The organism is Levilactobacillus lindianensis, assembly GCF_003946095.1.
In the GTDB taxonomy this organism is placed as follows: Bacteria; Bacillota; Bacilli; order Lactobacillales; family Lactobacillaceae; genus Levilactobacillus; species Levilactobacillus lindianensis.
The window spans coordinates 66327-80400 of the sequence record NZ_RHOD01000007.1 but is presented as its reverse complement, the minus strand read 5'-3'; the positions used below and the strand labels follow the sequence as shown (position 1 = coordinate 80400).

12 protein-coding genes and 1 CRISPR repeat array are annotated in these 14074 nt (G+C 49.2%); of the genes, 10 read left to right on the top strand and 2 right to left on the bottom strand.

The features are described 5' to 3' along the window. The first annotated feature begins 4 nt into the window (after window positions 1-4). From casB to EKM70_RS04330, 8 genes are all read left to right on the top strand, one after another. Entirely contained in the window at window positions 5-607 is a 603-nt protein-coding gene (gene casB / locus EKM70_RS04365) for a type I-E CRISPR-associated protein Cse2/CasB (RefSeq protein ID WP_125545611.1), read from the top strand. Then, window positions 597-1667, top strand: a complete 1071-nt coding sequence (gene cas7e, locus EKM70_RS04360) for a type I-E CRISPR-associated protein Cas7/Cse4/CasC (protein ID WP_164506330.1) — start codon at window positions 597-599, stop codon at window positions 1665-1667. The genes casB and cas7e overlap by 11 nt, the downstream gene beginning before the upstream one ends. Next, window positions 1648-2349: a type I-E CRISPR-associated protein Cas5/CasD gene (cas5e, locus tag EKM70_RS04355; protein ID WP_125545607.1), complete on the top strand. Its 702-nt coding sequence runs from the start codon at window positions 1648-1650 to the stop codon at window positions 2347-2349. Before cas7e ends, cas5e begins: the two co-directional genes overlap by 20 nt. A 12-nt stretch (window positions 2350-2361) precedes the next feature. Beyond that, window positions 2362-3033, top strand: coding sequence for a type I-E CRISPR-associated protein Cas6/Cse3/CasE (gene cas6e / locus EKM70_RS04350; protein WP_125545605.1), 672 nt, complete (start codon window positions 2362-2364; stop codon window positions 3031-3033). A gap of 4 nt (window positions 3034-3037) precedes the next feature. Next, window positions 3038-3991 (top strand): type I-E CRISPR-associated endonuclease Cas1e, encoded by a 954-nt coding sequence (gene cas1e / locus EKM70_RS04345; protein WP_125545603.1) that lies wholly within the window; start codon window positions 3038-3040, stop codon window positions 3989-3991. Then, window positions 3988-4878, top strand: a complete 891-nt coding sequence (gene cas2e / locus EKM70_RS04340) for a type I-E CRISPR-associated endoribonuclease Cas2e (RefSeq protein WP_125545601.1) — start codon at window positions 3988-3990, stop codon at window positions 4876-4878. The genes cas1e and cas2e overlap by 4 nt, the downstream gene beginning before the upstream one ends. Window positions 4879-4907: 29 nt before the next feature. Beyond that, a CRISPR array of direct repeats spans window positions 4908-7012; the repeat unit is 28 nt; unit sequence GTACTCCCCACGTATGTGGGGATGATCC. A gap of 424 nt (window positions 7013-7436) precedes the next feature. Further along, a complete protein-coding gene (locus EKM70_RS04335; RefSeq protein WP_164506328.1) occupies window positions 7437-10007 on the top strand; it encodes a MucBP domain-containing protein in 2571 nt (856 codons plus the stop codon). A gap of 230 nt (window positions 10008-10237) precedes the next feature. Next, on the top strand, window positions 10238-10666 hold the full coding sequence (locus tag EKM70_RS04330; RefSeq protein WP_225416375.1) for a hypothetical protein: 429 nt from the start codon (window positions 10238-10240) through the stop codon (window positions 10664-10666). A 34-nt stretch (window positions 10667-10700) separates the two neighbouring features. Here EKM70_RS04330 and EKM70_RS04325 read toward each other — a convergent pair whose 3' ends face one another. After that, complete coding sequence (locus tag EKM70_RS04325) at window positions 10701-11192, bottom strand: GNAT family N-acetyltransferase (RefSeq protein WP_125545595.1); 492 nt, start codon at window positions 11190-11192, stop codon at window positions 10701-10703. After that, the gene (locus EKM70_RS04320) at window positions 11189-11686 is read right to left on the bottom strand and encodes a MerR family transcriptional regulator (protein WP_125545593.1); all 498 of its coding nucleotides are present in this window, start codon (window positions 11684-11686) and stop codon (window positions 11189-11191) included. The genes EKM70_RS04325 and EKM70_RS04320 overlap by 4 nt, the downstream gene beginning before the upstream one ends. Before the next feature lie 137 nt (window positions 11687-11823). Between EKM70_RS04320 and EKM70_RS04315 the strand changes: the two genes are divergently transcribed. Both EKM70_RS04315 and EKM70_RS04310 read left to right on the top strand, forming a co-directional pair. Continuing rightward, the gene (locus tag EKM70_RS04315; protein ID WP_125545591.1) at window positions 11824-12561 is read left to right on the top strand and encodes an SDR family oxidoreductase; all 738 of its coding nucleotides are present in this window, start codon (window positions 11824-11826) and stop codon (window positions 12559-12561) included. A 249-nt stretch (window positions 12562-12810) separates the two neighbouring features. Further along, window positions 12811-13962 carry an MFS transporter gene (locus EKM70_RS04310; protein WP_125545589.1) on the top strand — a complete coding sequence of 384 codons (1152 nt, stop codon included), beginning with the start codon at window positions 12811-12813 and terminating at the stop codon, window positions 13960-13962. The last annotated feature ends 112 nt before the right edge of the window (window positions 13963-14074 follow it).

Below are 14074 nucleotides of genomic sequence, written 5' to 3'. Positions count from 1 at the left end.
GTCTATGGCAGAAGAACTTAAACAGATTGCCGGTCGAATAATTCACTCGATTTATCGAGACGGCGCGGCAGATAAGGCAATGTTAGCTAATTTGAGAAATGCACCGACCGTGACGAGTCAACGGGCGCAGAAGGTGTGGCCGCTATTAATGGCCAATCTAAGCGGTCACCAACTTAGCAAAAACGGAGTGCCAACGCGAGAAGAAGTGGCGGTGTACACGGCCATTCGGTTCTATGCGATTTATCAACAAGGAAACCAGGAATTCTGTGTTTATGCACCAGCTCAAGGTGCGGATGCCAAAGGGCAAACACTCTTTGGGGCCTTAGGCAATTTACGAGGAAATGACGATTTACGAGTTGCCATGGACCGCCGCGTGCAGCCACTTTTAGCGACAACGAACGTGGCTGGCGTGATTAATGAGTTGTCCCACTTGATTAGCATTCTGAAATCGCATGGGAATAACCAGCGGATTGACTTTGCTCAGCTAGCACATGATCTCTACTGGTTACAAGTGAATTACGAACAAGCCAGCCGAATTCGGTTACTTTGGGGACAACAGTACTTCAGACAAGCAGATAACGCTAAGGGAGAGAAAAATAATGACTAACTTATATGTTGATTTGAACGTGTTACAAACCGTGCCATCATCCAACATTAATCGTGATGATACGGGTGCTCCTAAGACGGCCTTCTATGGTGGTGTGACGCGGGCTCGGGTTTCCTCCCAGAGTTGGAAAAAAGCTGTTCGTGACCGTTTCAGTCAAGATAACGTGGCCACTGGAAAACGGACGAAAAAGGCCGCTAGCTTATTGTTAGCTGAGTTAAAGACGCTTGATCCAACTTTAGATGACGAGGCGGCCATGGGTAAGGTCAGCGATATTTTTAAAGCAGCTTCGATCAAGCTGAACAAAGAAAACGAGACGAGAGCCCTGCTGTTTGTTAGTGAGGGGCAACTTCGCAAGTTGGCACAGTATGCTTTAGATAATGAAGAACTGGATAAAAAGGAAGTCAAAAAGGTTCTGAAGGGTGATCAGTCTTTAGACTTGGCTTTGTTTGGGCGCATGGTGGCAGACAATCCAGAATTAAACGTGGATGCTTCAGCCCAAGTTGCCCATGCCGTTTCAACGCATGAAGTGATTCCGGAATATGATTACTTTACGGCGGTCGATGATGCTCAGGCCGATGACACAGCTGGTGCGGCTATGCTGGGGACGATTGATTACAATTCAGCAACTCTTTACCGTTACGCCAACGTGAATATGAATGAATTGGTCTACAATCTTAACCCAGAAGATGCCATCCATGGGGCAACGGACTTCATTAAAGACTTCGTCCTCTCGATGCCTACTGGAAAGCAGAATACCTTTGCGAATAAGACGTTGCCAAGCTATGTCATGGTTACGATTCGGACAGATACACCGGTTAATTTAGTTTCGGCTTTTGAAAACCCTGTTCATTCAGACGGTGGGTATGTTGAGCCTTCCATTAAGCGGTTGGACCATGAGTATCAACGCACAGAGAGTTTTGTTGAAGCACCCCTGGCAAACTTTATTCTAGGTAAGCCAGATTCACAATTTGGTGACAGCGTGGCCAATTTATCTGAACTTGTAGATAAGGTCACAGAGACGTTATCGAAGGTGGTTTCAGATGAAAACACTAACGATTAAACTCACTGCACCCTTACAATCGTACGGAAATGAAGCCACATTTACGCGACGGACAACGAATGATTACCCTACAAAGAGTGCCGTGATCGGGATGGCTGCGGCCGCCTTAGGTTATCGCCGCACTGATGACCGGATTGTGGCATTAAATGACTTGAATTTTGCGGTCAGAATCGATCAGATTGGTCGAAGTTTGACGGACTTTCAAACGGGTGAATGGAAAAAAGATACGCGTAAGATTACCTATCGCGATTATATCCAGGACGCGGTGTTTGTGGTCGCGTTGGGCAGTGATGATGACGCATTGATCGAAAGAATTGATGTGGCGCTACATCACCCGCATTTCCAATTGTTTTTGGGACGCCGTGCGAATGTTCCTGCTGGGGTGCTCGTTACGCAACAGTTTTCAGATGCGACGCCAGTGGCCGCGTTGAAGAAGCTTCCTTGGCAGGCAACTAAACGGTATCAGAACCGAAACAAGGGGAAGCAGTTGGAGATCATCGCCGATGCCAGTTTGATTTCAGATAAGCAGAGTGCCATGGTCAAAGACCGCGTCGTCTCCTTTGACCAACGTGATCGGCGTTACGGCTTTCGAGCCATTGCCAGAACAACGGTTAATCTAACTAATTTAAATTCTCGGGAGAGCGAGCCGGAAACGACACAGGATCCTTTTGGCGCTCTCTAGAAAGGAGTCAGCATGTACTTATCAAGAGTTGAAATTGACGTGAATAATCGCGCTAAAACGAAAGATTTAACGCACCTCGGTGCCTATCATAACTGGGTTGAGCAGAGCTTTCCCCAAGAGATTGCGGCGGGACAACGGACGCGACACTTGTGGCGGATCGACCGGTTGGCCGGTAAGAAGTACTTGCTAGTCCTCAGTGAATCGGCCCCAGATCTCGACCAATTGGTAGCCTATGGGGTAGCCGGAACGGCGATGACTAAGTCTTATGATCGCCTGTTAGACAGTATTCATGAAGGACAGATTCTCCAATTTCGTTTAACGGCGAACCCCACGTATTCGATCATTAAGCCTGGCCAGAAACAGGGACGAGTGGTTCCCCACATTACGGTCGCCCAACAGCGAGGCTGGCTGGAAAAACGAGCTGAAAAGGCCGGGTTCCAGATCGTCAAACAAGAATCAGTACATTCAGATGATCAAGAGTCAGCGCTGGCTTTTGATATCGTGAACCGGGAGTGGCCAATGCTCCATCGGAAGGCCGGTCATGGTGTGCGGTTGAGCCGCGTGACCTTTGAAGGCCTCCTACGAGTGGCTGATGTGGACGAATTTAAGCAGACGCTGACCAAAGGACTTGGACGTGAGAAAGCCTTTGGCATGGGGTTAATGACGGTGATTCCGGAGGCTTGATAGGATGGGCAAGCAAGTTGGGGCTAAAAAACCAGAACGGCGAGAGTTGGGCCGAGTTGGGGATCGAACAACTTTCTTATATTTGGAACATGCGAAATTAAATCGACGGGACAGTGCCATCCAGGTGATGGATTCTCGAGGGATTGTCTATGTTCCTGCAGCAATTATCAGTGTATTGATGCTGGGCCCTGGTGTGGATATGACCCATCGTGCGATGGAACTGATTGGCGAGGCTGGGTTAGGAGTGATTTGGGTCGGTGAACGTGGGGTTCGGCAGTACGCTTACGGCCGGCCACTGAACCACTCCTCAGCTTTGATCGAGGCCCAAGCTAGGCTCGTTTCGAATAAACGCACCCGATTAATGGTCGCTAGACAGATGTATCAGATGCGGTTTCCTAACGATGATGTTTCAGGATTAACCATGCAACAGCTACGTGGCAAGGAAGGCGCGCGGGTTCGTCGCGTCTACTTAGAACAGTCGCAGGCAACTGGCGTGGCCTGGGCACATCGCGAGTATAATCCGGACGATTTTGATTCGGGAACACCGATTAACAAGGCACTTACGGCCGCGCATCAAGCGATTTACGGTCTGAGTTACAGTGTCATTTCGGCATTGGGTGCCTCGGCGGGACTGGGTTTTGTCCACACGGGGCACGACCTTTCCTTCGTGTATGACTTTGCCGATCTTTACAAGGCTGAATTTTCGATTCCAATTGCCTTTCAGGTGACGGCTAAGTTTGGTAACGATCCGGATATTGGGTCCAGAACGCGGCGAGCTATGCGCGATGCTTTCGTAGATGGTAAGTTGCTAGCTCGCATGGTACGAGACTTAAAAGCCCTGTTGGGCATGACTGACGATGAGAGTGAAGTTGACGTCGTGAGTTTGTGGGATGACCGGATGGGGCTCCAGAAATTTGGCGTTCAATACCACGAGCTTCAGGAAGATGGGCGCTCATGATTGTGGTGACGTTGACGAAGGTCCCCAGGTCTTTACGCGGCGACCTTACCAAGTGGTATCAGGAGATTCAAACAGGCGTATACGTCGGTAACGTGAGCGCTCGGATTCGAGACATGTTGTGGGATAGAATCATGAAAAATATTGGCCATGGTGAAGCCACCATGGTCTATAATGCTAACAACGAATTAGGGTATACCTTTCGCACTACGCGTAAAGATCGCAATGTGGTTGATTTCGATGGGATTCCATTGATGATGCATCTGAACGAGGCAACTGGTCCGGTAAAACACGGGTTCAGTAACGCTGCCAAGTTCCACCAGGCTAAAGTTATGACGCGTAAGCTGGCTAAGAAAAAGGCTGTGGTGTCGCAACCACCCATGATTGCGATTGATCTTGAGACGACGGGCTTAGATCCCGTTGAAGATGAAATTATGGCGATCGGTGCGGTTAAACATGTTCAGGGCCAACCAGTTGAACGTTTTTATCAATTAATTCAGATTGATAAGCCAATTCCTAAAAATGTTGTGAGCTTAACCGGACTAACTTCTGAATTATTAACTGAGAAGGGGATCGGTTTGGCCGCTGGTTTGCGGGGCCTCAAGGCGTTCATTGGTGATATGACGCTGATTGGCTATAATTTGCACTTTGATGAAACCTTCCTGACGGCTAGTTTTAAAAGAATTGGCTCACCGGATCTAGATAATCAAATGGTGGATTTGATGCCGGTGGTCAAGAAAGCTAATAAGTTCTTGGATAACTATCGTTTAGAGACGGTGTTGGATGATTATGGTGTTGAGAATAAGACACCTCATCAAGTTCTAGCCGATGCTCAGGCGACTTTGGATTTAGCAAACAAACTGAATGAAACAGGCGTTTTGAAAATTTGAGAACCGCGGTATGACTGCGTTTCTTTAGTGTACTCCCCACGTATGTGGGGATGATCCCCCATTGGTAGGAGCGGAAAAGTGAGTGCTTCCGTACTCCCCACGTATGTGGGGATGATCCCCGTATTCGCAAATTCAAATGTCGAACCATAACGTACTCCCCACGTATGTGGGGATGATCCTCTGGGAGCGAACTCGTTGCCGAAGTTTGATGGGTACTCCCCACGTATGTGGGGATGATCCCCATCGCGTTTTTCCCTTAGCATCCTGATAAGGGTACTCCCCACGTATGTGGGGATGATCCTTAGCAAGGAGAGTGCTAAATGCCAACACTAGAGTACTCCCCACGTATGTGGGGATGATCCTAACCAGGGTAATGATCAAGCATACACGTTAGCCGTACTCCCCACGTATGTGGGGATGATCCCTCTTAACTTTACCCCAGCGAGTAGTAGCAAGTGTACTCCCCACGTATGTGGGGATGATCCCAAGCCTCAGATAGCGCCGATGACTTAGCCAAAGTACTCCCCACGTATGTGGGGATGATCCCGGGAGATAAGACAATCGTTCTAATCACTTCGGGTACTCCCCACGTATGTGGGGATGATCCTCAGATAGCCAGTAATCACCTTCTCATCCAGGAGTACTCCCCACGTATGTGGGGATGATCCCAATTGGGATACTTCCCTGCAGATATGCCAGAAGTACTCCCCACGTATGTGGGGATGATCCTATTGCGATTAGGGGTATGAATTGTGTTGTGATGTACTCCCCACGTATGTGGGGATGATCCCACCGTTTTTCCTTGCAATAGTTGCTGGGGCGTTGTACTCCCCACGTATGTGGGGATGATCCTCAGATACCGTTGATTTATGGATTCTACGGGTGGTACTCCCCACGTATGTGGGGATGATCCTCATGAAAGACAAACAAGCAGTCACCAGTAGCTGTACTCCCCACGTATGTGGGGATGATCCTTTGTCAGTAATTCGAGAGGCTTCTTTCATTGTGTACTCCCCACGTATGTGGGGATGATCCATCACACCTCGCCATCAGGAATATCATCAATACAGTACTCCCCACGTATGTGGGGATGATCCTCCATGGAAACCGGTCGAAAAATTCGTGACAGAGTACTCCCCACGTATGTGGGGATGATCCCCGTACGATTAACCAAAGCGCCCACAGCCTGTCGTACTCCCCACGTATGTGGGGATGATCCCGACAGCTCAAACTTGCAATGCTGCGATTATGAGTACTCCCCACGTATGTGGGGATGATCCCATTACAGACAAAGATGAGGACCCGGACGGTGAGTACTCCCCACGTATGTGGGGATGATCCCGACTTATACCCTTACACGGTCGCTCTAAAGGTGTACTCCCCACGTATGTGGGGATGATCCTCTTCAACAATCAAATTAATCATCATAAGATTTGTACTCCCCACGTATGTGGGGATGATCCCATGTAGACACGATCCCCTTGTGGAATTTTTGTGTACTCCCCACGTATGTGGGGATGATCCCCCGTTCGCCGGTTGGTCTAACGAAAAAATAAAGTACTCCCCACGTATGTGGGGATGATCCCGACACGATCACCTGGGCCGTAAACAGCCAGTAGTACTCCCCACGTATGTGGGGATGATCCCTTCAAAATTAAGTAATCCGTTTCTCTGGGTTCGTACTCCCCACGTATGTGGGGATGATCCCGTCGCCCCACGCGGCACGTCGCCTAACTTCGAGTACTCCCCACGTATGTGGGGATGATCCCATAATTCAAACTCAACTCCTCGAAATGCTGATGTACTCCCCACGTATGTGGGGATGATCCCGAGCTCTGGTTCACTCGGCGAACATCCCAGGGGTACTCCCCACGTATGTGGGGATGATCCTCATCATGCTGTGGGATTATAGCCGTAGTTTGAGTACTCCCCACGTATGTGGGGATGATCCCCCGATAGAGCAATATGAAAGACGAAAAGAACTGTACTCCCCACGTATGTGGGGATGATCCCGGGGGCAGTGCAGTTGCTACGACGATTGCAGAGTACTCCCCACGTATGTGGGGATGCTCCTTAGACGTGTCTGGCTTAACGATGGGTCTGTGTGTACTCCCCACGTATGTGGGGGTGAATTGAAAAGTAATAAATATAACCGGTAGGGACTCTCGTATGAGGAGGGAGCCTGCCGGTTTTTAATTCAGTGATGAATGGTCTATGTCTGACAGAATAGTGCCACTTGGTTGCCCCAAATAGTAATAAGTGAAACAGTAAAAGCGAAGGGCTAATGAGAATAAACCAACACTATAAGAACACTGTTACACCAACATTTTAGGCTGGTATAAGGAATGAAGATATATATTATCAAATCTAACCTCAAATCGTGAGATCTCTTGTCACAGTAACGCTTGATTGATTTCTCCCGAAAAACTTTTTGGAGAATTAACGTTCACAGTATTGTTAAAAACAGTTAACGGTGTTATATTAAATGTGAGCGTTAAATAAATTACATATTGCTGACTAATAACGACTAGGGAAACGTCATGACAGGGGACTTAAAAATGAAAATGGATCAAAAGCTAACAAGAAAACAACATCAAAATCGCTGGCTTCTCACAAGTGCAGTTGCTTTAACGCTGGGAACTGTGGGATTAGCGACAACTGAAGTCGCACATGCCGATACCGCTAGTGAAACTAGCGATACACCGGGAAAGACTGTGACTGGTCAAGAACAACAGCCACAAGTCTCGCTTAAGAAACCTGCTACAGATACTAAGCCTGAACAGGACCCCATTGTCCCCTCAGTTGACGATACCCAGACACCTACATCAGACCCTGACACAACAGAAGATGGGACGACCCCTGAGGATAAGGAAAACAAAGATCCTGAAGGTCCTGTTGAGAAAGTTGTTGAGACGCCAACCAACACTAAAGAGACAACGAATACGGATAAGCAACAACCAGAAAATACGTTAACGACGCCAAAGCGGCCCAGTATGTTGCGGTCCATGCCGGTTCCAAAGGCAGCCACGCCAACAGTGGATGACCTTATTCCAGATAAGAATCTTCAACAGGTGGTCTTATATGCCATTCAACAAGCGCATCCGGAGATCACAGATGTTTCGCAAATCAACACGGATCTTTTGAGAGAGTTAACGAAGATTGATATATGGAACGACAGGGCTAACAAGCAGGTGAACGATCGCGATTTCTATAATGCAGTTATCAATATCAAATCTTTAGAAGGTCTTCAGTACGCCAAGAGCCTGACAAAGCTGGCTATCGTGCCTGATTCGGCCGCTAGCAAAAAGTGGGGAAACACCAGCAAACGTGGGCAGTTATCAGATATTTCGGCGCTCCAAGGACTCACTCAGTTAACCAGTTTAAACCTATCCTGGAATCAAATCGGTGATGCTGACACGGCTGCATTAGCTAGCCTGACGGGACTGACCTCCCTTAATTTGTCTTATAACAACATCACGGATCTGTCATTTATGAGCAATCTGACGGCATTAACATCCGCTAATTTTTCGCAGCAAGCAGACAGCTTGTATAAAGTTACGGGTCTGAAGCCATTAGCTAAATTAGTCAATTTATCCAGCATGTCTTTTCAAAATAACAATATTTCTGATCTCTCACCGTTACGCAATATTACGGCAGTGCCAGGTTTCTTGATCTTTGGTGGTAATCACATTTTTGATATCACACCGCTTTTGGGCCTCAATTGGCAACCATTTGGCGATAATGGAATTATGTATACAATTTCCGCAGATAACCAAACTTGGACAACAGATCAAGTTGCCTTAAATCCTGCGACGTCTGAATTATCGACCTGGTCTTTTGCCTACGACAATCTGTACGACTTCAATGAATTTATGCAGGGTGATCCGCAATCAATGGGAACTGAAGGCATGATTGGTGGCGGAAACTGGTCGACTTGGAAGCAACTAACGACTAATGCCGATGGAACTGGCCAAGTGAAATTGATTTGGGATCCCAGTCGGCATAATGACCTCACGAGACCTGAGACACCGAATGGGCTTAACTTTAGTGGAAGCATCATCGTCCCTTACACCTTAGATGCTAGCGTTGGCGCCGTGACAGTTGCCTTCCAACTCGACGGTGGCGTTAAGATTGCGCCATTTACCATCCTGAGTGGCAAAACGGGTTCAACCTTGGATGTCTTGAATGATGCCTCGGTTCAAAAGGCTATCGCGGATCTCGAAGACCGCGGGTTCGCCTATGAAAAGCCCGTTAAACTTAGTCAAGATCTCCACAGCAATACCGAGAGTTCTACGGTGACCTATGATGGCGATGCCCAAAACATCACGCTACTCTTCAACCCGCTACAGAAGATTTACCTGGTTGATGAGGACGGCAACGCGATCGGTGACAAGATCGTCAAGGAATCCGGAAAGAAAGATACGGCCTGGAGTGTTGACCTGCCTAAAGTTGACGGTTTTGACTTTGACCGCGTTGAGGGGAATGGCACGTTGACGGATCAGACGCTCAGCGGAACCATCCAAGATGTTAACAACGATATCTATGTTTACTACAAGGCGAATGGTAAGCCCGTGACGCCTCCCGTTACCCCAGTCGATCCCGGCCAACCCGTTACGGATGGCACGGTTACGGTCCACTACCAAACGGCAGCCGGCAAGCAACTGGCACCCGATGATACGTTAACTGGGACAGTTGGTCAGGCCTACACGACAGCTCCTAAGAGCCTCGACGGCTACAAGCTAGCCGCAACACCAGCTAATGCCAGTGGTGTTTACACATCAGCTAGCCAAGACGTGATCTACACTTACCAAGCACTCGATAACGGGGGCGATGGGGCGACAATAACCCCTAACAAGCCTTCTAAGCCATCTACACCGGCCAAGAAGGGCAGTCAGGCTGATAAGGTAACAACGAACCAGCCAGCTAAGAAGACGGCCGTTAACGGCTCCCAAGGGGCCAAGACCACGCAACTGGCAACCAAGGGTCAAGCAGCGGCTAAATTAGCTCCTGCCAAGGCCACAACCTTACCACAGACTAGTGATCAGACAACGCCATCCTGGTGGGGCTTGACACTGCTGGCTGTGATTGGATCTCTGTTGGGGTTCAAGCGTTCCAAGCGTCAAGACTAATCGTTAAACACGAGTAAAATAGGCCCTCCAGAAGCGACAAACATGTCGTTTTTGGAGGGCCTTTTGCGCGGTATAACAGTATTTATAGCACGTCCTGATTGACGCTGGTTGGACCACAAGTTATAGTGAGGACAACCAGTCGTTAGCCCTATTAATGATTATTTTTATAAAGGGGTAAGAACAGTTTTGGAGGAGAAATGATGACTAAATTCGGCAGAGTCGTGCTTGTTATGCTGACAACACTTTTGATAGGTGGGGCGTTCCCGACGTCGGCCAGTGCGGCCAAGTGGCACAAGGGCAGTCCCAAGGCTTTACGCGGTAATTTTCAGGCTAAACGGACCTCGTCGGCAGAGGGGTTCGGGGCCGCGTTTACCCTAATCAAGTCTCGGTTTGAGATGGGCGTTTCCAACATGCCAGTTCAGATCATGTCCCACCTCAAATACAAAAAGATTGGGAAGCATCTCTATCGTCTCAAAGGCCATATCGCCAAGAATGGCTTCATTCTGGCGCGAAACGCCGATTATGCCGTGTATCGGAAGGGGAAGACCTTCGCCTGTGTCGACTACGGGTACTACAAGAAACACGGTTTCTCCAAGGTGAACCATGCTAAGCAAGTCAAACATTTCAAGAACGGTGGGCCCATCTTAAAGCGATACTAAGATGTCCAAAAGTAGTGATTTCACGAGGGTGGAATTACTGCTTTTTCGTCAAGTCGTCTGATTTGGTGAAGGCCTGGGTCTCATCGAGTGCCTTATAAAGTATCCGACTAGGTCGGCCAAACTGATCGTTCTGTTGATCGATCAGCCGGTAGTCCAGGTGTTCGTAAAGACCGACGTGGCGGGTGACGATGTACAAGCCGGTAATGTTGCCCGCGATCGCCGCCTGTTCAGCCGTCTGGACCAATTTCAGGCTAATGCCCCGTTGACGATAGGCGGGATCGACGTAGACGGTGCTGATAAATGGGGTGTAGTCGGTGGCCGGAACGATATCGTTGGCCAACAGGGCACAACACCCCACAAAGCGGTCTCCGTCAGTGGCGTAAATAACCCGTTCCCAGGGTTGCCAGGTAACGGTGGTCATCACCTGGGCGAGGTGGGGCCCCGCTGACCAGGAGATCGCGCCAATTTGCGTAGCGGCCGTGGTCCAAAGGGAACTTGCGGGGGTCAAAGTTTTCAGAGTGATCATGCTTTGGCCGTCCCTTCTGGCAGATTGCCCAAGTCTTTAGGGTCGGCGCCATCCGCTACTAACTGATTAAATTCAACGTGCACAGCCGGGTCGACGTGGTTGGTGCCAGGTAGGTAGTGAATGCTTTCTGTCCCGGCCTGGAGCGCTGTCTTATAGTACCATTTCTTCCAGCGCAGGAAGTCCAGGGTATGTTGAAGACGGGCCATCTTTGCTTCCAGCTTGGCCTCGTGTTCATTGAGAAAGTCGTAGCGGTCTTGAAGGGTGGTATCACCGGTCATACAGAGGTCGATAAAATTACCAATTTGTTTGACCGGGACGCCGGCTTCCTTGAGACAGACGATGACTTCTAGAAAGTTAAAGTCATTGTCCTTAAACCGCCGTCGTCCCGCCGAATTACGGTCGACGAAGGGCAATAGACCTTCCTTATCGTAATAACGCAAGGTGTAGGGGCTGATCGATAGCTTATCGGCAACCTGTCCAATTGAATAGCTCATGGCAATTTCTCCTTTATTTTTAAATTAGTACTTGACCTAGAGTTAGCTCTAGATTCTATACTACCATTATTGCTTGAGGCGCGGCGGTGAAATCGTCACGTCCCATGGACTGTTAAAAATTTAGGAGGAATTATCTTATGACTAATACGAAACCTTTAATCGTCATCACGGGTGCCAGCTCAGGTTTTGGGGCCGAAGATGCCAAACTCTTTAATGCGGCGGGTTATCCCATGTTGTTACTGGGTCGGCGAGTCGAGAAGATTCGCGAACTGCCATTAAACTTTGGTAATGTGATGGTCGCTGCTGTCGATGTGACCGATCAGGCCGCCCTGGCCGAAGCGATCCATGCAGCCGAGGCCAAGTACGGTGAGACGGATCTGCTAATTAACAACGCCGGTGTGATGTTGCTAGGAAATGTTCAACGGCAGGACCCGAAGGAATGGCAAACGATGCTCGATACCAACGTGATGGGTGTGCTCAACGGAACCCAGATTGTCTTGCCAGCCATGGTTAAACGTCATCACGGCACAATCATCAACATGTCTTCCATTGCTGGATTCAAGGCGTTCGCCAACCATGCGGCGTACGTTGCCAGCAAATTTGGGGTTCACGGCCTATCGGAAACAATTCGCCAAGAAGTGTCTAACGACAGCGTTCGAATTTCTCTCGTGGCACCTGGTGCCGGTGAAACAGAACTGCTGACACACGTGACCGATGCCGCAGCCTTAAAGGACTATGAGGCGTGGAAAGAAACCATGGGAGGCTTAACCCTGGATCCCAAGTACGTGGCCCAAACGGTGAAGTTCATCTATGATATGCCACAAGAGGTTAATATTCGTGAAATTGATTTAGCGGCAACACGTCAGGACAGCTAATCATAGCGTGTTCCACGTGAAACAGTGTTAATTGTGATCGATAGTGAAGTCAGCCCACCGCTTAGGGGGTCGGTCAAGTTCCCCTTGCGCTCCAGTAGCCAGATGCGCTACACTTTGAGTAACTTAATACACTATCGGAAGACTATTTAGTTAGATAAGGTACTCGTCAGGGTATCGGAGGGTTACGGCCAGATAAGATGATCGCTCATCTTATTTGGCCTTTTTTGTCTTTCAGGGAGGAATCTTTTCATGCAAACGTCGTACTGGAGTCGTAATTTCATTTTAATTTTAATCGGGAATGCCCTGCTATTCATGGTTTACAACATGCAGGTGCCGGTCTTGCCTCTCTACGGAAAGCACTTGGGGATGTCACCGGCGCAAATTGGGATCTTCGTGGGGGCCATCATGTTTGCGGCTCTGATCACGCGGCTATTCGTGCCGTGGTTCTCGGATCGGTTCAGTAAAAAGGTCCTCCTGGTCGTCGGCATTCTCCTCTACCTCTTGGCGGCGGTCGGGTACCCGTTACTCGGTAGTTTCGGACTGCTGGTGCTTCTGCGGTTGTTCAACGGTCTCGGTCACGGCATCACCACGACCTATTTCGCCACTTCGGCGGCAGCTGAATTGCCGAATGACAAGATCGGGGAAGGGATGGGGTACTTCGGGATTGGGACCATGGTGACGGCTTCTCTGGCGCCGCTGTTGGCCCTGGATCTGGTGCATCGTCACGGTTTTGCGGTCTTCTTCTTAGCCTGCATCGGGATTCTCTTTGCGGCTATGCTGGCCATCTTTGGTACGAGCAAACCCACCCAGCAGGCCGCTGAGGCGGTGGAAGCCGCACCCGTATTCGACAGACAGTTTCTTCCACAATGTGGCTTAGTCTTCGTCCTAGGGGTCTTAATGAGTGGCGTGATGACCTTCACGCCAATTTACGCGGAAATTCGCCATCTGAGTGTAATCTCCGGGTTCTTCTTCGTGGCCGCCATTGCTGGAGTTGTGATTCGGCCAATCGTGGGCCGGACCTTCGACCACCGGGGACCGCGGGCAATTCTGCTGTTGAATACGGTATTTTTGACCGCGGGTGTGTTGATGATTGCCTTTGTCGATCGCAACTGGTTATTGTTGGTGGCAGGTGTCCTTTACGGTGTGGCCGATGGGGCCATTTATCCGACGCTTCAGGCCTGGATCTTTAAAGAAACGACGTTGGCCAATCGAGATACAGCGACGGGAATGTTCCTGAATTCCTACGACCTAGGGATGGGTCTAGGTGCCGTCGTCTTGGGTTGGGTCGTCGAAGCTGTTGGTTATCAGAGGATGTTCTTGGTGCTCACGGCGGTCGCGGCTATTTACATTGCCTTGGCGTTACTGTTGAGCCGCCATTCTCGCAAATTAGGGGCTGCTTAAGTCAATATTCGGAAGCCGGTTGAAACTTGACCGGCTTTTACTGATCCTGCGGGTAAAACCCGGTATAATTGGGAAGACAATAACTGGAAATAAATAAAACGAAATTAGCCAA

What these genes read in the sequence shown, in the direction of transcription:
- casB (WP_125545611.1), top strand. Translation starts at nt 5, where the DNA reads ATGGCAGAAGAACTTAAACAGATTGCCGGTCGAATAATTCACTCGATT.
- cas5e (WP_125545607.1), top strand. Translation starts at nt 1,648, where the DNA reads ATGAAAACACTAACGATTAAACTCACTGCACCCTTACAATCGTACGGA.
- cas6e (WP_125545605.1), top strand. Translation starts at nt 2,362, where the DNA reads ATGTACTTATCAAGAGTTGAAATTGACGTGAATAATCGCGCTAAAACG.
- cas1e (WP_125545603.1), top strand. Translation starts at nt 3,038, where the DNA reads ATGGGCAAGCAAGTTGGGGCTAAAAAACCAGAACGGCGAGAGTTGGGC.
- cas2e (WP_125545601.1), top strand. Translation starts at nt 3,988, where the DNA reads ATGATTGTGGTGACGTTGACGAAGGTCCCCAGGTCTTTACGCGGCGAC.
- EKM70_RS04335 (WP_164506328.1), top strand. Translation starts at nt 7,437, where the DNA reads ATGAAAATGGATCAAAAGCTAACAAGAAAACAACATCAAAATCGCTGG.
- EKM70_RS04330 (WP_225416375.1), top strand. Translation starts at nt 10,238, where the DNA reads ATGCTGACAACACTTTTGATAGGTGGGGCGTTCCCGACGTCGGCCAGT.
- EKM70_RS04325 (WP_125545595.1), bottom strand. Translation starts at nt 11,192, where the DNA reads ATGATCACTCTGAAAACTTTGACCCCCGCAAGTTCCCTTTGGACCACG.
- EKM70_RS04320 (WP_125545593.1), bottom strand. Translation starts at nt 11,686, where the DNA reads ATGAGCTATTCAATTGGACAGGTTGCCGATAAGCTATCGATCAGCCCC.
- EKM70_RS04315 (WP_125545591.1), top strand. Translation starts at nt 11,824, where the DNA reads ATGACTAATACGAAACCTTTAATCGTCATCACGGGTGCCAGCTCAGGT.
- EKM70_RS04310 (WP_125545589.1), top strand. Translation starts at nt 12,811, where the DNA reads ATGCAAACGTCGTACTGGAGTCGTAATTTCATTTTAATTTTAATCGGG.